This is a genomic window from Streptomyces sp. NBC_01465, from assembly GCF_036227325.1.
Classification (GTDB): Bacteria; Actinomycetota; Actinomycetes; order Streptomycetales; family Streptomycetaceae; genus Streptomyces.
In genome coordinates this window covers 6,050,993-6,070,413 of the sequence record NZ_CP109467.1, presented here as the reverse complement: position 1 = coordinate 6,070,413, position 19,421 = coordinate 6,050,993, and the positions used below count along the sequence as shown (strand labels likewise).

The window sequence follows — 19,421 nt, the reverse complement described above, 5'->3', positions numbered from 1 at the left end:
CGCCACCCGGCCCTTCCAGCACACCCAGCACTATGAGCAAGGAGTCCTCGTGACCCACTGGTGGCGGCACGCCGCGATCTACCAGATCTACGTACGGAGCTTCGCCGACGCCAACGGCGACGGCACGGGCGACCTCGCGGGAGTCCGCGACCGGCTGCCGTACCTGCGCGAACTCGGCGTGGACGCCCTGTGGTTCACCCCCTGGAACACCTCACCGCTGGCCGACGGCGGATACGACGTCGCGGACTACCGCGACATCGATCCGCGGTTCGGCACACTGGCCGAGGCGGAGGAGCTGATCGCGGAGGCGCACGAACACGGCCTCCGCGTCATCACCGACCTCGTCCCCAACCACTGCTCCGACCAGCACGTCTGGTTCCAGGAGGCCCTCTCCGCCGGACCCGGCTCGGCGGCGCGCGAGCGCTTCTGGTTCGTGTCGGGCGGGGAGGAGCCGCCCAACGACTGGCAGTCGTACTTCGGCGGCAGCGCATGGACGCGGCTGCCGGACGGCGACTGGTACCTGCACCTCTTCGCCCCCGAACAGCCGGACCTGAACTGGGAACACCCGGAGGTCCGGGCCGAGTTCGAGGACATCCTGCACTTCTGGCTGCGGCGCGGAGTGGACGGTTTCCGCATCGACGTGGCACACGGCCTCGCGAAGAAGCCGGGCCTGCCGGACGTGGGCCCGTCCCCGGACGTCACGGACCTCCCGTACCAGGACTGCGACGCGGTCCACGACATCTACCGCTCCTGGCGCAAGATCCTCGACTCGTACGACGGCGACCGCACGTTCGTGGGTGAGGTCTGGCTCCCGGAGGCGGAGCAGTTCGCCCGCTACCTGCGCCCCGACGAGCTGCACTCGGCGTTCAACTTCGACTTCCTGTGCTGCCCGTGGGACGCGCAGTCGCTCCGCAAGGTCATCAACTCGACCTTCGCAGCGCACGCCCCGGTGGGCGCCCCGCCGACCTGGGTCCTCTCCAACCACGACACGATCCGCCATGTCACGCGCTACGGCCGGGCGGACACGTCGTTCGACATGGGCGACAAGCGCCTGTCGGACCCGAGCGACATCGCCCTCGGCCGCCGAAGAGCCCGAGCAGCAGCGCTGCTCACCCTCGCCCTCCCCGGCGGTGTCTACATCTACCAGGGCGACGAACTGGGCCTCCCGGAGGTCCAAGACCTCCCCGACGCCCTGCGCCAGGACCCGACGTTCGTACGCTCCCAGGGCAAGGACCCGGGCCGAGACGGCTGCCGCATCCCGCTCCCCTGGAGCCCGTCGACCCCGTCCCTGGGCTTCTCCCCGTCCGAGGCGGCGTCCCCTTGGCTCCCGCAGCCGCAGGACTGGGCAGGCATCACGGCGGAGACCCAACTCACGGACCCGACCTCGTTCCTCACCCTGTACCGCGAGGCCCTGGCCCTGCGCCGAGCCCGCCTCCAGAACCTCCCGGAGGAGCTGACCTGGACGGAGGCAGGCCCCGACACGGTCTGCTTCGACCGCGAAGGCGGCTTCCGCTGCCTGGTCAACCTGGGCGAGCTCCCCCTCGAACTCCCCAAGGACGCAACGGTATTGCTGGCAAGCGGCCCCCTCCCGGACGGCACGGTCCCCACGGACACGGCGGTCTGGCTCAGCCTCTGACGAGATCACCGGGTGCGGGCGTGCGCGATCCGCGTACGCCCGCACCTGCGTCCGTCACTCCGCCGGCTCGACGCCCGCCCGCAGCAGCCCGTACGTGTACGCGTCCTCCAGGGACTGCCACGACGCCGCGATCACGTTCTCCGCCACGCCGACCGTCGCCCATTCACCCCGGCCGTCGCTCGTCGTGATCAGTACGCGGGTCGTCGAGTCCGTGCCGTACTTGCCCTCCAGGATGCGGACCTTGTAGTCCGTCAGCTCCAGTTGCGCGAGCTCGGGGTAGATCCGCTCCAGGCCCACCCGCAGCGCCCGGTCCAGCGCGTTGACCGGGCCGTTGCCCTCCGCCGTCGCCACGATGCGCTCGCCCTTGGCCCAGAGCTTCACCGTCGCCTCGTTGGCGTGCGTGCCGTCGGGGCGGTCCTCGACGATCGCGCGCCACGACTCGATACGGAAGTACGACAGCGCGCGGCCCTCGACCTCCTTGCGGAGCAGGAGCTCGAAGGAGGCGTCCGCCGCCTCGTACGTGTAGCCCTGCAGCTCACGCTCCTTGACCCTTCCCACGACCCGGCCGACCAGCTCGCGGTCGCCGCCCAGCTCGATGCCCAGCTCCTTGGCCTTGAGCTCGATCGAGGCGCGGCCCGCCATGTCGGAGACCAGCATCCGCATGTGGTTGCCGACCAGGGCCGGGTCCGTGTGCTGGTAGAGGTCCGGGTCGACCTTGATCGCGGAGGCGTGCAGGCCCGCCTTGTGCGCGAACGCGGAGACGCCCACGTACGGCTGGTGCGTGGAGGGCGTGAGGTTGACGACCTCGGCGATCGCGTGGGAGATGCGGGTCATCTCGGCGAGCGCGCCCGGCGGGATGACGGTCTTGCCGTACTTGAGTTCCAGGGCGGCGACCACCGGGAAGAGGTTGGCGTTGCCGACGCGCTCGCCGTAGCCGTTCGCCGTGCACTGGACGTGCGTCGCGCCCGCGTCCACGGCGGCCAGGGTGTTGGCGACCGCGCAGCCCGTGTCGTCCTGCGCGTGCATGCCCAGGCGCGCGCCCGTGTCGGCGAGGACCGTCGAGACGATCGCGCTGACCTGGGCGGGGAGCATCCCTCCGTTGGTGTCGCAGAGGATGACGACGTCGGCGCCCGCCTCGGAGGCGGCGCGGACGACGGACTTCGCGTACTCCGGGTTCGCCTTGTAGCCGTCGAAGAAATGCTCGCAGTCGACGAAGACCCGGCGGCCCTTGGAGACGAGGTACGAGACCGTGTCGCGGACCATGGCGAGGTTCTCGTCCAGGGTGGTGCGCAGGGCCAGTTCGACATGGCGGTCGTGGGACTTGGCGACCAGCGTGATCACCGGGGCGCCCGAGTCGAGGAGGGCTGCGACCTGCGGGTCTTCCGCCGCCTGGGAGTTCGCGCGGCGGGTGGCGCCGAAGGCGACCAGCTGGGCGTGCTTGAAGTCGATCTCCTGCTGCGCCCGCGCGAAGAACTCGGTGTCGCGCGGGTTGGCGCCGGGCCAGCCGCCCTCGATGAAGCCCACGCCGAAGTCGTCCAGGTGCCGGGCAATGGTCAGCTTGTCCGCGACGGTGAGGTTGATGCCCTCGCGCTGCGCGCCGTCGCGCAGCGTCGTGTCGAAGACATGGAAACTGTCGTTGCTGCTACCGCTCATGCTGATCTGAACTCCTGTCGGGTGAGTGGCTCCGGAATGGCTGGCTCCACTTGCCCCCATCTTCGCGTGCGCCTCGCTCCTTGCCGTGGTGGGGCCTGGAAACGAAAAAACCCCTCGCGGGTGCGAAGGGTTAGCGCGCGGGTCTGGGGCACGATGTCCGCGCCGTACATGGTGGTACGAGGCGGTCACTGCGGACCGGCGCGCCTGCTGCCGATAATCATGGCGAACGAGAGCACGGAAGCAGTCTGGCACAGGACTGCTTCCGTGCCGGGCCCGTCTCAGGATGCGAGCGGTGACGTGGATCGCACCGGTGCCGATTCCTTCGCGTCCGCGCCGGCCACCCGATTGAGGTCGATGTCGCGGGTCTCGCGCATCGTGAGGTAGACGACGAGGGACACGGCCGCGCATCCGGCCACGTACCAGTAGAAACCGGACTCGATGCCGCCCTTCTTGAACCACAGCGCCACATATTCCGCCGTGCCGCCGAAGAGCGCGTTGGCGATGGCGTACGGGAGCGCGACACCCAGCGCCCGGATCCCCGTCGGGAACAGCTCCGCCTTCACACAGGCGTTGATGGAGGTGTAGCCGGTGACGACGACCAGGGCCAGGAGCGCGAGGCCGAAGGCCGGCCAGAAGGTGCCCGCGTGCTTGAGCATGGTCATGATCGGGACCGTGAGGAAGGTCGAGCCGACCGCGAAGGTGATGAGCAGCGGGCGGCGGCCGATCCGGTCGGAGAGCATCCCGGCGAGCGGCTGGATGCACATGAAGACGAAGAGGGCGCAGAAGGAGACGAGGGTCGCCGTCTGCTTCTCCATGCCGGCGCTCTTGGAGAGGAACTTCGTGAGGTACGTCGTGTACGTGTAGTACGCGACCGTGCCGCCCATGGTGAGCGCCATGACGAGGAACGCCTCGCGCTTGTGCGCCCACAGCGCCTTGAGGGTGCCGCGGCTCGCGTCGGTGGCCGCGTCCGAGTCCGCGTACACCTCGGTCTCCAGCATGTTGCGGCGCAAGTAGAAGACGATGGCCGCGCCGAGCGCACCGACGATGAACGGGATGCGCCAGCCCCAGCTGTGCAGGGCGTCCTCGGAGAGGTTGTGCTGGAGGATGATCTGCAGCCCGAGGCCCACGAGTTGGCCGGCCGTCATCGACACGTACTGGAAGCTGGAGGCGAATCCGCGCTTGTCGGGGGCGGAGGCCTCGGTGAGATAGGTGGCCGATGCGGCGTACTCGCCGCCGACGGACAGCCCCTGGAGGAGGCGGGCGACGAGGAGGACGGCGACGCCTCCGTAGCCCGCGACCGCGTAGGTCGGCGCGACGGCGATGAGGATCGCCGAGGCCGACATGAGGGTGACGGTGAGGGTCAGTGCGGCTTTACGGCCTTTGCGGTCGCCGATCCGGCCGAGCAGCCAGCCGCCGACGGGCCGCATGAAGAAGCCCACGGCGAAGATGCCCATGGTGTTCATGAGGTTGGCGGTGTCGTTCCCCTTGGGGAAGAACGCGTCCGCGAAGTAGACGGCGAAGGTGGCGTACACGAACCAGTCGAACCACTCGACCATGTTGCCGGCCGAGCCGACCCAGATTTTCTTCCATTGCTCTCGTCCCATGGTGATTCACGGTGAGGGAGGGACGGGAAGCGCCACAAGGGTGCAGGTGGCAACGATCATGCGTACTTACGTGCGTTGCGTTCTCAGAGAAGCGACTCGTCGAGGAATTCGCCGACGTGGGCGAGGACTTGGGCCCGGTCCGAGCCCGGGAGCCCCATCGCGACGTGCGTCGAGAATCCGTCGAGGAGTGCACGGATGCGAACCGCGAACCGATCGGCGTCGACGGCGCGCAGCTCGCCGCGCGACGCGCCCTCGACGAGGAGGGCGACGAGGTCGCGGTGCCAGGAGAGTTCGATGTCGAGGAGCCGGCCGCGGGCGTCGTCGCCGACGTCGTGGGCGCGGTTCCAGAGCTCCAGCCAGAGGGACCAGTGGGGGTCGCGGGGGCCTGACGGTACGTAGAGATCGACGAAGGCGTCGAGGCGGGCGCGGACGGGGACCTGGCGGGCGAGGGCGGACCGGCGCTCCATGCCGAGCTGTTCCTCGCTCCATTCGAGGGTCTGGAGGAGGAGCTCGTCCTTGGAGCGGAAGTAGTAGAGGAGATGCCCGCTGCTCATCCCGACGGTCCGCCCGAGCCCGGCCATGGTGAGCTTGTCGAGGCCGTGCTCGGCGATGGCGGCCATGGCGGCGGCGAGGACGGTCTCGCGGGGCGGGGCGGCGGAGTTGCGGCGGCGGGGGGCGGGGTCCGGGCTGCTCTGGGTCATGTCCGGCTCCCGAGCGCTCGGGCCGCGGCCTCGGCGGGCAGTCCGAAGGGATCGCCGACACCGTGCGGCGGATCGAGCTCGAAATCCATGGTCGGAATGATGCCATTCGTCAGTCGGCGGGCGGGAGCGTGCTCAGTTCGGCGCCGCAGCCGACGGCCTGGGTGTAGCGGTGGCCGTCCTTCGCGTACTCGATCTGGAAGCTGTCGAGCGCGTAGCTGCCGGGGCGGGTGAGCTGCAGGTGCACCATCGGGTAGACGGTCGACACGGTCCTCGCCGGGATGCGGATCGGCCGGAGGGACAGGTTCTTGTACGCGCGCGTGTCCTCCGCGTCCCCTCCCATCACCATGGTGTCGACCGCCGCGTCGTACGCACTGAAGCCGCGCACCCGCACGCCCTCGGGCACATGGACCGCCGTCGCGCCGGTGACCTCGATCGGGGAGTCCGACCGGTTCGCCATCTGCGGGAGCGGGACCCAGAGCTCGTCGCCGACCTTCATCTCGCCCCTGCCCGCGGTGTACGCGCAGAACGGCTCCAGCGCGAACCCCGCCGAGCTCGCGGGCCCCGCCGACACCCCCGTCAGTACAAGCCCCGCCACCACGACCGCGTACTTCAGCGCACGACGACGCTCCATCGGTTCCCCCACGGAAACGGCGCGAGCCCCCGCTCACACCTTCGGCTGCTGCTGGGTGATGCAGTGAATGCCTCCCCCACCTGCGAAGATCGTACGTGCGTCGACCAGCGTGACCGTGCGATCCGGGAAAAGTCCCCGGAAGATCTCCGCCGCCTCCTCGTCCCTCGGGTCGTCGAAGCCGCACAGGACCACTCCCCCGTTGCAGAGGTAGTGGTTGATGTACGAGTAGTCGACCCACTCCCCGTCCTCGTCCTTCAGGACCGTCGGCGCCGGCACCTCCACGACCTCCAGCGGCCGCCCCTTCGCGTCCGTCTCCGCCCGGAGCTGCGCCACGATCCCCTTGCAGAGCTCGTGGTCCGGGTGGGCGGGGTCGGGCTGGACGTGCGCCACGACCACGCCAGGCCGGGCGAAGGCGGCGACGATGTCGACGTGGCCGCGCGTGCCGAACTCCCCGTAGTCGCCGGTCAGTCCGCGCGGCAACCAGATCGCCTTCGTCGTGCCGAGCCGTGCGTGGATCTCCGCCTCGACCTCCTCGCGCGACCAGTCCGGGTTGCGCTCAGGGCCCAGCTGGACGGTCTCCGTCAGCAGAACCGTGCCCTCGCCGTCGACGTGGATCGCGCCGCCCTCATTCACCAGGCGGGAGCTGTGCGTCTCCACTCCGGCCAGGTCGGCGACGTACGCGCCGATCTTCGCGTCGTGCTCCCAGCGCGCCCACTCCTGCGCGCCCCAGCCGTTGAACGTCCAGTCCACGGCGGCCAGTTGACCGGCCCCGTCCGTGACGAACGTCGGGCCGATGTCGCGCATCCACGCGTCGTCCAGCTCCCGCTCGACCAGCTCGACGTCGGCGCCGAGCAGCGCACGCGCACCCTCCGACTGCCCCGGGCCGACCACCATCGTGACCGGTTCGTACGCACGGACAGCGCGCGCCACGGCCGCCCACGCCTCCCGCGCTTCCGCCAGACCGGCGGCGTTGTCGAAGGTGGGGTTCGGGCCCGGCCAGGCCATCCAGGTCCGCTCGTGCGGGAACCACTCTGCGAGCATACGGAACATCAGCGAACTCCTAAAGGAAATAAAGCCTGTTGAGAGAGACCGAGTCGGCCGGTTCGGACTGCAGCGGGTCGCCGTCGAGCGTCACCAGGCCGCTGCGGGCGTCCACCCCGACGTCGCCGATACGCGAGTTGAGGCGCAGGTCCGCCGGGCCGATCCCGCGCGTGCCGCGCACCGCGACCCGCCGCCGCCGGGTCGGCATCCCGTCGTTGCCCTGGTCGACGGCGGCCTGCGCGACGAAAGCCACGGACAAGTCAGCCGCCGTCGCCCCGTACGAGCCGAACTGCGGCCCCAGGACCAGTGGTTCGCACGTGTCGGTCGCCGCGTTCGGGTCGCCCGTCACCCCGTACGCGGGGAAGCCCGACTTCAGCACCAGCTGCGGCTTCGCGCCGAAGAAGGCGGGCAGCCACAGCACGATGTCGGCGAGCTTGCCGACCTCGATCGACCCGATCTCGTGCGAAAGCCCGTGCGCGATCGCGGGGTTGATGGTCAGCTTCGCCATGTAGCGGAGCACGCGCGCGTTGTCGTCGTCGGGGCCGTCGCCCTCCATCGGGCCGAGCTCGGCCTTCATCTTCCCGGCCATCGCGAAGGTCCGGCGTACGGTCTCGCCCGCGCGCCCCATCCCCTGCGCGTCCGACGACGTGATCCCGATGGCGCCGAGGTCGTGCAGCACGTCCTCCGCACCCATCGTCCCGGCGCGGATACGGTCGCGGGCCATCGCAGCGTCGCCCGGCAGGTCGGTCTTCAGGTCGTGGACGGAGACGATCATCCCGTAGTGCTCGGCGACCGCGTCCCGCCCGAATGGAAGCGTCGGATTGGTCGACGACCCGATCACATTCGCCACGCCCGCCATCTTCAGCACATTAGGTACGTGCCCGCCCCCGCACCCCTCGATGTGGAAGGCGTGGATGGTCCGCCCCTCCAGTACGGCGAGAGTGTCCTCGACCGAAAGGCATTCGTTCAACCCATCGCTGTGCAGGGCGACTTGGACGTCATGCTCCTCGGCCACCCGCAGCGCTGTATCCAGCGCCCGCGTGTGCGCGCCCATGTCCTCGTGGACCTTGAACCCGGAGGCGCCGCCCTCGGCGAGGGCCTCCACCAGCGGGGCCGGGTCCGACGAGGACCCCCGCGCCAGGAAGCCGATGTTGACCGGCCAGGCGTCGAAGGCGTTGAAGGCGTGGCGCAGCGCCCAGGGCGAGTTGACCCCCACACCCCACACCGGGCCGAACTCCTGCCCGATGATCGTCGTCACGCCGGAGGAGAGCGAGGCCTCCATGATGCGCGGGGAGAGCAGATGCACATGGGCATCCACCGCACCCGCCGTCGCGATCATCCCTTCGCCCGACACGATGGTCGTCCCGGTGCCGACCACGACGTCGACCCCGTCCAGGGTGTCCGGGTTCCCGGCCCGCCCGATGGACGCGATCCGCCCTTCCCTGATCCCGATCGAGACCTTGCGGATCCCGACCGCCGCATCGATGACCAGCACATTGCTGATGACGACGTCGCACGTCTCCCGTACGGCCGCAGCCTTCAGATGCAGCCCGTCGCGGGCGGTCTTGCCGAACCCGGCGAGGAACTCGTCCCCCGGCTTCTGCGCGTCCGACTCCACCCGCACGACGAGCCCGGAGTCACCGAGGCGGACCCGGTCGCCGGCGCGGGGGCCGTGCACGGCCGCGTACTCACTCATCGCTCTCAGCTCCCAGATATCCGCAGGCAGCCGCCGCACGCAGCGCCCTCTCCTTCGCTCCCGGCGCATCGAGCGGCCCGTCGACCAGACCGGCGAACCCGATCGCGACGCGCTCGCCGCCGATCGGCATCAGCCCGACCTCGACGCGCTCGCCGGGCCCGAACCGTACGGACGACCCCGCCGGCACGCACAGCCGCATGCCGTACGCGGCCGAACGGTCGAAGTCCAGCCGGGGGTTGGCCTCGAAGAAGTGGAAGTGCGAGGTCACGGAGACGGGCACACTCGCGGTGTTGTGCACGAGCACCCGCACCGCCGCCTCGGGCTCGGTGTACCCGGGCCCCTCCAGGACGGCCCCCGGAGCGTCCGCACCGAGCGAACCCCCGCCGATCGGATCGCTCACCACGGCCAGCCGCGACCCGTCGTCGAAGACGGCCTCCACATGCACCTCGGTCACCACATCGGCGACCCCCGGCAGCACATCGTCGGGCCCCAGCACACTCCGCGCCGCCGCGATCGCCTCCGCGAGCCGCCGCCCGTCGCGGGCCGCCTCGCAGACCGTGTCGGCGATCAGCGCCGTCGCCTCGGGCACATTGAGCTTCAGCCCGCGCGCCCTGCGCGCCCGCGCCAGCTCGGCGGCTCCGAAGAGCAGCAGCCGGTCGCGTTCCGTCGGGGTCAGCCGCACGCCGTCACACCTCCGCACACGCACACGCACATCATTTAGAACTCCACTCTAACCACGAGATTCATAGGCCGGAAACATTGACGTGTGACATTGAGCTACGCCACATTGAACGCTGCTCAAACTTCCGAGTGTCAGGGGTAGCCCACATGCCGATTGAACAGCGCGGAGTCGACACCATCCCGGACGCGGAACGCACCAGCGGCCCGCGCGATCTCATCTCGATCCTGCTCGGCTCGAACCTCTGCCTGGGCGTGATCGTCTTCGGCTGGCTGCCGGTCTCCTTCGGCCTCGACCTGTGGGGCTCGGTGACCTCCGTCGTCACCGGCACGCTCGTCGGCACCCTGCTCACCGCGCCGCTGGCCCTGGTCTCCCTCCGTACGGGCACCAACCTCTCCACCTCCAGCGGAGCCCAGTTCGGCGTCCGGGGCCGCCTGGTCGGCTCGATCGTCGGCCTCCTGCTCTCCCTCGGATACACCGCGCTGACCCTCTGGATCGGCGGCGACACCATGATCGGGACGCTCACCCGCCTGATCGGCCTCCCCGACAACGGCTGGATCCACGCCGTCGTCTACGCGCTGCTCGCCGCGCTCACGGTCGTCGGCGCGGTGTACGGCTACCGGCTCCTGCTCCGCCTGAGCAAGATCCTCGCCATCGGCATGACGGCGCTCCTGGTCCTCGGCCTGATCGCGTACGCACCCGACTTCACGACCGCGGCCGCCCCCGACACCCCGTACCTCCTCGGCTCCTACTGGCCGACCTGGCTGCTCTCCGCGGTCGCCGCCGGCCTCAGCGGCCCGATCGCCTTCATCACCCTCCTCGGCGACTACACGCGCTACATCTCCCCGCGCCGCCACTCGACGAAGTCGGTCCTGGTCTCCACCTGCGCGGGCCTCTGTCTGGGCCTGCTGGTCCCGCAGCTCTTCGGTACGTACACCGCGCTCGCCGCCCGCTCGTCCCTGGACTACGCGGGCCCGCTGGTCGCCGCCTCCCCCACCTGGTACCTGATCCCGCTCCTCCTCGCGGCGAGCGCGGGCTCGGTCGGCAACGCGGGCCTGATGCTGTACTCGATGGGCCTGGACCTGGACGCGATCCTGCCGCGCGCGACGCGCGCCCGCGCCACGCTCGTCGTAGCCGCCGTCTCCACCCTCTTCGTCTTCCTGGGCCACTTCGCCTGGGACGCCCAGTCGGCGATGACGTCCTTCGTCCTGCTCCTCACGGCGATCGGCACCCCCTGGGCGGTGATCACGGTCATCGGCTACGTCCGCTGCCGCGGCACCTACAACGCGGACGCCCTCCAGGTCTTCAACCGCCGTGCGGTGGGCGGCATTTACTGGTTCCGCGCCGGCTGGAACCTCCGGGCGACGGCGGCCTGGGCGCTGGGCGCGGCGGTGGGTCTGCTCGCCGTGTCCACCCCGTTCTACGAGGGCCCGCTGCTCTCCCTCACGGGCGGCGTGGACTGCAGCTTCATCTTCTCGGGGCTGGTCGGCGGCGCGGTGTACGCGGCACTCACGGCCCGCCCGGAAATTGCCTCCGACGAGACACCTGCCGAAGTGCTGGCGGAGCTGTAACGTCCCGCCCCATGGACAGTGACATACAGGCATTCGTCCCCGAGCCGGACCGCGAGACCCGCCTCCGCTCCGAGACCGCGGCACTCGCCGCACGCTGGCCGGACCCCGCCAACAGGCCACCCCTGTACGGAATCCCGGTCGGAATCAAGGACATCATCCACGTGGACGGCCTCCCGACGCGGGCAGGATCGTCCCTCCCCCCGGCAGCGCTGGCGGGCCCCCAGGCGACGGTCGTCACACGCCTGCGCGAGGCCGGGGCGCTGATCGCGGGCAAGACGGTCACGGCGGAGTTCGCGGTACTGGCCCCGGGCCCGACCCACAATCCGCACAACCCGGCCCACACACCCGGCGGTTCGAGCAGCGGCTCGGCGGCGGGGGTGGCGGCGGGCCTGTTCCCCCTCTCCGTAGGAACCCAGACGGTCGGCTCGATGATCCGCCCGGGAGCGTACTGCGGGGTGGTGGCCTTCAAGCCGACGTACGACCGCATCCCGACCGACGGGGTGATCGCGAACGCGCCGAGCTTCGACACGCTGGGCCTGTACGCACAGGACGTGGCAGGCCTGCTGCCGGCGGCCTCGGTGGTCTGCGACGACTGGACACCACGGGACCCCGACGACCTGCCGGTCCTGGGCATCCCGACGGGCCCCTACCTCGACCGGGCCGAACCGGAAGCCCTGAAGTCCTTCACCGCCACCGCGGAACACCTGGAGCGGGCGGGCTTCACGGTCCGCCGGATCCCCGTGATGCAGGACTTCGACCGCACGGTGTCGCAGCTCTTCACGATGAACCGCTACGAACTGGCCAGGACGCACGCCGCCTGGTTCGCGGAGTACGCAAAGCTCTACCGCCGCGAGACGCGCCAGGCGATCCGCGAGGGCCACGCGATCACGCACGCGGACTACGTGGAGGCGTGTGCCGCCCGCGAAGCGTTCCGTACGCGGATGGCGGAGGCCATGGCACCGATCGACCTGTGGATCACACCGGCGGCGACGGGCCCGGCCCCCAAGGGCCTGACCACCACTGGCAGTTCGATCATGTGCCTCCCCTGGAGCAACATCGGCCTGCCCTCGCTCACGATCCCGTCGGGCCGGGCGCCGAACGGCCTGCCCCTGGGCCTCCAGTGCGTGGCCGCACCCCACCAGGACGAACAGCTCCTGGACTGGTCGGCATGGATCGAGGCGGCGCTCGTCTAAGCATCAGCCGGGCCGGATCACCGTGATCAGCTCATGCATGTACCGCTTGGTGATCCGGCCCCCGTACCGGGTGTCGATGAGCTCCCCGATCCCCGCGAGCAGCCCCTCACGCCGCTCGGGCGCCAGGGCCCGATGTCCGGAGTAGGTGAGCAGCACGTCGAGATACTCGGCACTGGTGTACGTGATCTCCTGCGCGTGCTTCCGCACGACTGCGGGCCCGAACTCCAAGTCGGTCCCCACGACGGCTTCGTCCCGCAGCCGCGTCCCGGGCGGCGTGGCAGGGTCCCACCGCTCGTAGAGACGCTGCACCTCCGCGAAGAACTCCACGCTCCCGCCCGCCACATGATGGGTGGTGACGACGGCGTACGTCCCACCCTCCCGGAGCGCCTCCATCGGCTTCCACACGCGTACGACGGGATCGATCCAGTGGTAGGCGGTGGCGACGACGACAAGATCGTACGGCTCGACGGGCAGCACCCAGGTGTCGAAGTCCCCCACATCGATACGGACCTCCGGAAACCCCGCCAGATTCCGCCGCGCAACGGCAGCCATGGCGGGCCCGAGCTCGACCCCGGTGATCCCCGCCCCGGTCCGCGCGAGAGGCAAGGTCAACTTCCCGGTCCCCGGGGCAATTTCGAGCACGCAGCTGCCACCCCCGAGCCCGGTCCGCGCGACAAGATCCTCGACCAGAGCGTTGGGATACCCAGGCCGCACACGGTCGTAGAGCTCGGCGTCCTCGTCAAAGATGTCTCGCAGCATGCCGACATCATTCCCTCGGGGTGGGGTGGGCATCACGGCTCCTGGGAGAGGTCTTTGGTCAGGTAGACCCTGCTCGTACCGACCGGATCGCAGGGAACCTCCCCCATCACTTTCCAGCCGTGCTTCAAGTAGAAGCCGGGCGCCTGAAAGCTGATCGTGTAGAGCACGGCGGACCGGCACCCCCGCGCCCGCGCCTCGTCCTCCGCCAGCCGCAGGATCCGGCTGCCGAGCCCACCGCCACGCAGCGCGGGCGGCAGATGGAACAGGTCCAGGAAGAAGAGCCCGAGCGAGGTGCGCCCGGTCAGTCCGCCGACCACCTTCTGCGTCTCGGGGTCTCTGGCGAGGACGGCGAGCGGCCGCCGGTCGTCGATCCCGGTCTGCTCGACGTTGAACACGTCGAGCCCGTCCGAGAGAAGCGCCGTGTCCACCGGGCCGGGGGCATCGGTGACAACGATCTGGACTGCGGTCGTGCTCGGCTCGATCATGCACTCCACGCTAACAACCAGGTCTGACATCGCCCGTCCGGTACAGCACACACCGCCGCAGCGGCCCCTCGGGCACGCTCGGATCCTCGAAGTCGTCGGCCGGGTCCCTGGTCATGCCGAGCCTGCGCATCACGGCCTGCGAGCGGAGGTTGTGGACGGTCGTCGACGCGACGATCTCCCGCAGCCCGAGAGTCCCGAAGCCGAAGTCCAGACAGGCCCGGGCGGCCTCGGTGGCGTACCCGTTGCCCCACGCCGAGCGCGTCAGCCGCCACCCGACATCCACCCCGGTGTACGGCAGACCCTCCATCACCACGTCCAGGCCGGCGCGTCCGACGAACTCACCGCTCTCCCGTACTTCCAGCGCCCACCAGCCGAATCCCCGCTCGCCGAACTCCGCCCGCATCAGCGCCACCCCGGCGTCGCTCTCCTCCCGGGTCAGCAGCGCCCCCAGGTGCCGACGGACCTCGGGATCGGCGTTCATCGCGGCCCAGGGCTCAAGGTCGGAATCCTGCCACTGGCGGAGCAGAAGGCGGTCGGTACGCAGTTCGGGCATGCCTCCAGCCAACACACTCAAGATCGGGATGTCGATCGGTTTGCACCGCAAAGCGATTGCCGGGTCCGGCGCCGTCCGGCACCATGCGCTGATGCGCTTCTCGGTGAACATTCCGAACTTCGGCGACTTCGCCGACCCCAGGGCCGTCGCGAAAGTGGCCGTAGCAGCTGAACAGGCAGGGTGGGACGGCCTGTTCGTCTGGGACCACGTGCTGCACCGCACCCACCAGGGCCGCCCCTTCGGCGACCCCTGGATGCTGCTGACCGCCGCCGCCCTGGCCACCTCCCGGATCCGCCTCGGCACCCTGATCACCCCCGTCGCCCGCCGCCGCCCGCAGCAACTCGCCCGTCAGGTCGCCACGTTGGACGCCCTGAGCGGCGGCCGGGTCACCTTCGCCACCGGGCTCGGCGGGCCCGTCGCGGACGAGTACGCCGCCTTCGGCGAGACCACCGACCCCAAGGTCCTGGCCGAGCGGCTCGACGAAGGGCTCGGGCTGCTGGAGCGCTTCTGGTCGGGCGAGGCCGTCGACCACAACGGCCCGCACTTCCAGGTACGCGACGTCACCCTGCTCCCCGCCACCGTGCAGCGCCCCCGCCCTCCCGTCTGGGTCGCAGGCTTCTGGCCCAACCGCCCACCCATGCGCCGGGCGGCCCGCTGGGACGGCGCGGTCCCTCTCTTCGCCGACGCCAAGCACGGGCACATCCCGCCCGTCGACCAGGTCCGTGACCTGGTGGCGTACGTCCACGAGCAGCGCGGGGAGCGGCCGGCCGGTGACCCGTACGAGATCGTCCTCGGCGGTGCCACACCGGGCGACGACCCCGCCAAGACCCTCGACCTGATCGCCCCGTTGGCCGAGGCGGGCGCCACCTGGTGGGACGAGCGTCAGATCCAGACCGGCCCCGACCTCGACCGCCTCGCACCGGTCCTGCGCCGCATCGAGCAGGGCCCACCCGCGCTGAAGTGACCACGCCGGGAACCCGTCCCGCCGGACGGGACAGGTGGCCGGGCATACGCCGAGGGCGCCCCGCGCGTGATCGCGGGGCGCCCTCGGAATGCGTACAACTGCCGGGCCGGTCAGCCCAGTCGGTGCATCCAGCCGTGCCGGTCCTCGGACACGCCGCGCTGGATGTCGAGCAGCGCCTCGCGGAGCCTGAGGGTGACCTCGCCCGGCTTGCCGGAGGACTGCTGCCACTCGGCCGCGTTCGACTTGACCGTGCCGACGGGGGTGATCACCGCGGCGGTACCGCAGGCGAAGACCTCCGTCAGGGTGCCGTTCTCGGTGTCCTCGCGCCACTGGTCGATCGAGACGCGGGCCTCCTCCGACTCGTAGCCCAGGTCGCGGGCGACCGCGAGGAGGGAGTCGCGGGTGATGCCCGCGAGGAGGGAGCCGGTGAGGGTCGGGGTGACGATCTTGTTGCCGTACACGAAGTACAGGTTCATGCCGCCGAGCTCTTCGACCCACTTGTGCTCGACCGCGTCGAGGTACGCGACCTGGTCGCAGCCCTTCGCCGCCGCTTCCGCCTGCGCGAGGAGGGACGCCGCGTAGTTGCCGCCGGTCTTGGCGTCGCCCATGCCGCCGGGGACGGCGCGGACGCGGTCCTCGGAGAGCCAGATCGAGACCGGCTTCACGCCGCCGGGGAAGTACGCGCCGGCGGGGGACGCGATCACGATGAAGAGGTACTCGTTGGCGGGCTTCACGCCCAGGCCGACCTCGGTCGCGATCATGAAGGGGCGCAGGTACAGGGACTCCTCGCCGCCGTGGGCCGGCACCCACGCCTCGTCCTGCTGGACCAGCAGGTCGCACGCCTCGATGAACGTCTCGACCGGGAGCTCGGGCATCCCCAGCCGGTGCGCCGAGGACTGGAAGCGCTTGGCGTTCATCTCCGGGCGGAAGGTCGCGACCGTGCCGTCGGGCTGGCGGTACGCCTTGAGGCCCTCGAAGATCTCCTGCGCGTAGTGCAGGACGTTCGTCGCGGGGTCCAGGGAGAGCGGTCCGTACGGGACGAGCTGGCCGTCGTGCCAGCCGCGGCCGTCCGTCCACTTGATGATCACCATGTGGTCGGTGAAGTGGCGGCCGAAGCCGGGGCTGGCCAGGATCGCCTCGCGCTCCGCGTCGGACAGCGGGGTCGAGGTGGGCTTGAGCTCGATCGTGGGCGTCGTCATGAGTCGTCTGTCCTTCACCGGTGTATTTGTGACGGACCGCGCTCACGTCGCTACTAGGACGTCCGAGCATCCGCACGTACCACGGCCCACGTTCGATTATCGCTCGCGAAGGCCTCTGTACGAAACGGCGTGATTGCGGTCCATGGTCGATGGTGGCACCCGTAGACCGCAAAACACAGCCGCCGGGTGTCTGTGCGACCCGGCGGCTGTGATCAATTCATCAGTCGGAGCGGGTCAACTCGCCACTACTCGGGATACGAGCGCGTCGCCGATCTCGTCCGTCGTACGGGCGGCGGTGCCGCGCTCCGCGAGGTCGGCGGAGACGGCGGTCTCGATGCGGGCCGCCTCGGTCTCGTAGCCGAGGTGACGCAGCAGGAGGGCGACGGACAGGACGGTGGCAGAGGGGTCGGCCTTGCCCTGGCCCGCGATGTCCGGGGCCGATCCGTGGACCGGCTCGAACATCGACGGGAAGTCGCCCGACGGGTTGATGTTGCCCGATGCGGCGACGCCGATGCCTCCGGAGACGGCCGCGGCGAGGTCCGTGATGATGTCGCCGAAGAGGTTGTCGGTGACGATCACGTCGAAGCGGGCGGGGTCCGTGACGAGGTAGATCGTCGCGGCGTCCACGTGGATGTAGTCCGTGGTGACCTCGGGAAACTCCTTGGCCACCGCGTTGAAGACGTTCGTCCACAGGTGACCCGCGAAGGTCAGCACGTTGTTCTTGTGGACGAGCGTGATCTTCTTGCGCGGGCGGGCCTGGGCGCGGGCGAAGGCGTCGCGGACCACACGCTCGACACCGAAGGCCGTGTTGACGGAGACCTCGGTGGCGACCTCGTGCGGGGTGCCCTTGCGGATGGTGCCGCCGTTGCCCGTGTACGGGCCTTCGGTTCCTTCGCGTACGACCACGAAGTCGATCTCCGGCTGGCCCGCGAGGGGCGTCGCCACACCCGGGAGCAGCTTGCTGGGACGGAGGTTGACGTGGTGGTCGAAGGCGAAGCGAAGCTTGAGGAGGAAGCCGCGCTCCAGGACGCCGGACGGGACCGAGGGGTCGCCGATCGCGCCGAGGAGGATCGCGTCGTGCGGCTTCAGCGCGTCGAGGTCGGCGTCGGTGAGGGTCTCACCGGTCGCGTGGTAGCGCTTGGCGCCGAAGTCGAAGTCGGTGGTCTCCAGCTTCACATCCTGCGGAAGGACGGCGGAGAGGACCTTGAGACCCTGGGCCACGACTTCCTGACCGATGCCGTCACCGGGGATCACTGCGAGTTTGATGCTGCGAGACATGCCGGGAGCTTAGCGGCCCGTCCCATGGGTTGACATCCTCCGTCCGCCATACGGACACATGGGGAGCTGTACGTGTCCCGTTCACCTGGCGGGCAGAGAGAAGTCAGGTGGGCGGAGGAGATTTCCGGCCATGGACATCCCTCGCTTCGGTATACCCGAGAAGCTCGCCGACCGTATGAGCATGGCGGAGCAGCACGAATTCCTTCGCACCAGACTCTCGCGGCGCGGCGTGCTGCGAACCGGCGTCGCCACGGCGGCAGTTGCCGGTGCCGGCGCCACCATGGGCGCCTCCCAGGCCTCGGCCGCCCCCGCGTACCTGCCCTCCAACTCCGCGTCGCACGTGGACGGTTCGCTGGTCGCGCCCTTCGGCCGGCACCTCGCGTACGGGGCCGACCCCAAGACCCAGATGGTGGTCTCCTGGCAGGTCCCCTTCGCGGTGAAGCGTCCGTACATCCGGATCGGGCGCACCCCCTGGGAGCTCAGCCGGAAGATCGACGCCGAGGTCAGGCACTTGACGACGCCGAGCCTGAACGGCGGGAAGATCGCGGCCGCCGAGCAGTACTACGTGCACGCGGGCCTCGACCGGCTGCAGGCGGGCACGACGTACTACTACGGCGTCGGCCACGACGGCTTCGACCCGGCGGACCGCAAGAACCTGGGCACGCTCGGCACCTTCACGACCGCGCCCTCGCACGCCGGCTCCTTCACTTTCACCGCCTTCGGCGACCAGGGCGTGAGCTACCACGCGCTCGGCAACGACCAGCTGATCCTCGGCCAGAACCCGGCGTTTCACCTGCACGCGGGCGACATCTGCTACGCGGACCCGTCCGGCTCGGGCCAGTCGAGCGACGTCTACGACGCCCGCACCTGGGACCAGTTCCTGGCGCAGACGGAGTCGGTCGCCAAGACCGTGCCGTGGATGGTGACGACCGGCAACCACGACATGGAGGCCTGGTACTCCCCCAACGGCTACGGCGGCCAGAACGCGCGCTGGACGCTGCCCGACAACGGCCCCGACCCGGTGAACCAGCCGGGTGTGTACTCGTTCGTGCACGGGAACGTGGGCGTGGTGGCGCTGGACGCCAATGACGTCTCGTACGAGATCCCCGCCAACTACGGGATCAGCGCGGGCAAGCAGACGAAGTGGCTGGACAAGCGGCTCGGCGAGCTGCGGGCGCGGCGCGACGTCGACTTCATCGTCATCTTCTTCCACCACTGTGCGTTCTCGACGACCAACTCGCACGCCTCGGACGGCGGGGTGCGCGACGAGTGGGTACCGGTCTTCGAGAAGCACGAGGTGGACCTGGTCATCAACGGCCACAACCACGTCTACGAGCGGACGGACGCGGTGAAGGGCGGGGCGGTCGGCAGGACGATCCCGATCGGCGCGAGGACCGACCCGACGCGGGACGGGATCGTGTACGTGACGGCGGGCGGTGCGGGCAAGTCGCTGTACGACTTCCCGGCGCCGGACAGCTTCGAGGGCAAGGTCAACGACCAGGAGTCCGTGCCCACTTGGCACTCCGTCAAGGGCGGCGGGAAGGCCGTCGAGACGGTGGAGTGGTCGCGGGTGCGGTACACGGGGTACTCGTTCCTGGCGGTCGAGGTGACGGCCGGGCACGATGCGCGGCTGAAGGTGAGCGCGCTGGCGGAGAGCGGAGCGCGGATCGACCACTTCGAGATCAAGCGCGGAAGGTAGTTTTTAGCCCGTCCGGCGATTGAGGACAAGCGGCCGAAGGTCGCTTACGGGGGTGCAGGGGGCGAAGCCCCCGCTCACT

General features: G+C 70.0%; 17 protein-coding genes. 5 read left to right on the top strand and 12 right to left on the bottom strand.

Going from position 1 to position 19,421, the window contains the following annotated elements; translation table 11 throughout:
• Positions 1–49: 49 nt before the first annotated feature.
• Complete coding sequence (locus tag OG707_RS28680) at positions 50–1,636, top strand: glycoside hydrolase family 13 protein (protein WP_329123310.1); 1,587 nt, start codon at positions 50–52, stop codon at positions 1,634–1,636.
• 54 nt (positions 1,637–1,690) lie between these two features.
• On the opposite strand, the gene cimA is transcribed toward OG707_RS28680, so the two are convergent.
• The 7 genes from cimA to ureA form a co-directional block, all read right to left on the bottom strand.
• Entirely contained in the window at positions 1,691–3,289 is a 1,599-nt protein-coding gene (cimA, locus tag OG707_RS28675) for a citramalate synthase (protein ID WP_329123308.1), read from the bottom strand.
• 278 nt (positions 3,290–3,567) lie between these two features.
• Positions 3,568–4,893, bottom strand: a complete 1,326-nt coding sequence (locus tag OG707_RS28670; RefSeq protein ID WP_329123307.1) for an MFS transporter — start codon at positions 4,891–4,893, stop codon at positions 3,568–3,570.
• Between the two features lie 83 nt (positions 4,894–4,976).
• Positions 4,977–5,594, bottom strand: coding sequence for a TetR/AcrR family transcriptional regulator (locus OG707_RS28665; protein WP_329123305.1), 618 nt, complete (start codon positions 5,592–5,594; stop codon positions 4,977–4,979).
• A gap of 109 nt (positions 5,595–5,703) precedes the next feature.
• The gene (locus tag OG707_RS28660) at positions 5,704–6,225 is read right to left on the bottom strand and encodes a hypothetical protein (RefSeq protein WP_329123303.1); all 522 of its coding nucleotides are present in this window, start codon (positions 6,223–6,225) and stop codon (positions 5,704–5,706) included.
• Positions 6,226–6,258: 33 nt separating this feature from the next.
• Positions 6,259–7,266: an agmatine deiminase family protein gene (locus OG707_RS28655; RefSeq protein WP_329128017.1), complete on the bottom strand. Its 1,008-nt coding sequence runs from the start codon at positions 7,264–7,266 to the stop codon at positions 6,259–6,261.
• A 19-nt stretch (positions 7,267–7,285) separates the two neighbouring features.
• Positions 7,286–8,962 carry an urease subunit alpha gene (locus OG707_RS28650; protein WP_329123301.1) on the bottom strand — a complete coding sequence of 559 codons (1,677 nt, stop codon included), beginning with the start codon at positions 8,960–8,962 and terminating at the stop codon, positions 7,286–7,288.
• Positions 8,955–9,644 carry an urease subunit gamma gene (gene ureA, locus OG707_RS28645; protein WP_329123299.1) on the bottom strand — a complete coding sequence of 230 codons (690 nt, stop codon included), beginning with the start codon at positions 9,642–9,644 and terminating at the stop codon, positions 8,955–8,957. The genes OG707_RS28650 and ureA overlap by 8 nt, the downstream gene beginning before the upstream one ends.
• A gap of 146 nt (positions 9,645–9,790) precedes the next feature.
• On the opposite strand from ureA, the gene OG707_RS28640 reads away from it, so the two are divergent.
• Entirely contained in the window at positions 9,791–11,212 is a 1,422-nt protein-coding gene (locus tag OG707_RS28640; RefSeq protein ID WP_329123297.1) for a cytosine permease, read from the top strand.
• Between the two features lie 11 nt (positions 11,213–11,223).
• A complete protein-coding gene (locus tag OG707_RS28635; RefSeq protein ID WP_329123295.1) occupies positions 11,224–12,405 on the top strand; it encodes an amidase in 1,182 nt (393 codons plus the stop codon).
• A gap of 3 nt (positions 12,406–12,408) precedes the next feature.
• On the opposite strand, the gene OG707_RS28630 is transcribed toward OG707_RS28635, so the two are convergent.
• The 3 genes from OG707_RS28630 to OG707_RS28620 are packed head-to-tail and all read right to left on the bottom strand — an operon-like array spanning position 12,409 to position 14,202.
• Complete coding sequence (locus OG707_RS28630; RefSeq protein WP_329123294.1) at positions 12,409–13,164, bottom strand: class I SAM-dependent methyltransferase; 756 nt, start codon at positions 13,162–13,164, stop codon at positions 12,409–12,411.
• 32 nt (positions 13,165–13,196) lie between these two features.
• Positions 13,197–13,649: a GNAT family N-acetyltransferase gene (locus OG707_RS28625; protein ID WP_329123292.1), complete on the bottom strand. Its 453-nt coding sequence runs from the start codon at positions 13,647–13,649 to the stop codon at positions 13,197–13,199.
• 10 nt (positions 13,650–13,659) lie between these two features.
• On the bottom strand, positions 13,660–14,202 hold the full coding sequence (locus tag OG707_RS28620; RefSeq protein WP_329123290.1) for a GNAT family N-acetyltransferase: 543 nt from the start codon (positions 14,200–14,202) through the stop codon (positions 13,660–13,662).
• Between the two features lie 91 nt (positions 14,203–14,293).
• Between OG707_RS28620 and OG707_RS28615 the strand changes: the two genes are divergently transcribed.
• A complete protein-coding gene (locus tag OG707_RS28615) occupies positions 14,294–15,166 on the top strand; it encodes an LLM class flavin-dependent oxidoreductase (RefSeq protein WP_329128015.1) in 873 nt (290 codons plus the stop codon).
• Positions 15,167–15,276: 110 nt separating this feature from the next.
• Here the strand turns inward: OG707_RS28615 and OG707_RS28610 are convergent, their stop codons facing one another.
• Positions 15,277–16,365, bottom strand: coding sequence for a branched-chain amino acid aminotransferase (locus OG707_RS28610; protein WP_329123288.1), 1,089 nt, complete (start codon positions 16,363–16,365; stop codon positions 15,277–15,279).
• A gap of 234 nt (positions 16,366–16,599) precedes the next feature.
• Positions 16,600–17,643, bottom strand: coding sequence for a 3-isopropylmalate dehydrogenase (locus tag OG707_RS28605; protein ID WP_329123285.1), 1,044 nt, complete (start codon positions 17,641–17,643; stop codon positions 16,600–16,602).
• Between the two features lie 130 nt (positions 17,644–17,773).
• Here OG707_RS28605 and OG707_RS28600 point away from each other — a divergent pair, with 130 nt between their 5' ends.
• Positions 17,774–19,342 (top strand): purple acid phosphatase family protein, encoded by a 1,569-nt coding sequence (locus OG707_RS28600; protein ID WP_329123283.1) that lies wholly within the window; start codon positions 17,774–17,776, stop codon positions 19,340–19,342.
• Positions 19,343–19,421: the final 79 nt, after the last annotated feature.

Coding starts and splice junctions, on each gene's coding strand:
- cimA (WP_329123308.1), bottom strand. CDS start 3,289: ATGAGCGGTAGCAGCAACGACAGTTTCCATGTCTTCGACACGACGCTG.
- OG707_RS28670 (WP_329123307.1), bottom strand. CDS start 4,893: ATGGGACGAGAGCAATGGAAGAAAATCTGGGTCGGCTCGGCCGGCAAC.
- OG707_RS28665 (WP_329123305.1), bottom strand. CDS start 5,594: ATGACCCAGAGCAGCCCGGACCCCGCCCCCCGCCGCCGCAACTCCGCC.
- OG707_RS28660 (WP_329123303.1), bottom strand. CDS start 6,225: ATGGAGCGTCGTCGTGCGCTGAAGTACGCGGTCGTGGTGGCGGGGCTT.
- OG707_RS28655 (WP_329128017.1), bottom strand. CDS start 7,266: ATGCTCGCAGAGTGGTTCCCGCACGAGCGGACCTGGATGGCCTGGCCG.
- OG707_RS28650 (WP_329123301.1), bottom strand. CDS start 8,962: ATGAGTGAGTACGCGGCCGTGCACGGCCCCCGCGCCGGCGACCGGGTC.
- OG707_RS28640 (WP_329123297.1), top strand. CDS start 9,791: ATGCCGATTGAACAGCGCGGAGTCGACACCATCCCGGACGCGGAACGC.
- OG707_RS28635 (WP_329123295.1), top strand. CDS start 11,224: ATGGACAGTGACATACAGGCATTCGTCCCCGAGCCGGACCGCGAGACC.
- OG707_RS28630 (WP_329123294.1), bottom strand. CDS start 13,164: ATGCTGCGAGACATCTTTGACGAGGACGCCGAGCTCTACGACCGTGTG.
- OG707_RS28625 (WP_329123292.1), bottom strand. CDS start 13,649: ATGATCGAGCCGAGCACGACCGCAGTCCAGATCGTTGTCACCGATGCC.
- OG707_RS28620 (WP_329123290.1), bottom strand. CDS start 14,202: ATGCCCGAACTGCGTACCGACCGCCTTCTGCTCCGCCAGTGGCAGGAT.
- OG707_RS28615 (WP_329128015.1), top strand. CDS start 14,294: ATGCGCTTCTCGGTGAACATTCCGAACTTCGGCGACTTCGCCGACCCC.
- OG707_RS28610 (WP_329123288.1), bottom strand. CDS start 16,365: ATGACGACGCCCACGATCGAGCTCAAGCCCACCTCGACCCCGCTGTCC.
- OG707_RS28605 (WP_329123285.1), bottom strand. CDS start 17,643: ATGTCTCGCAGCATCAAACTCGCAGTGATCCCCGGTGACGGCATCGGT.
- OG707_RS28600 (WP_329123283.1), top strand. CDS start 17,774: ATGGACATCCCTCGCTTCGGTATACCCGAGAAGCTCGCCGACCGTATG.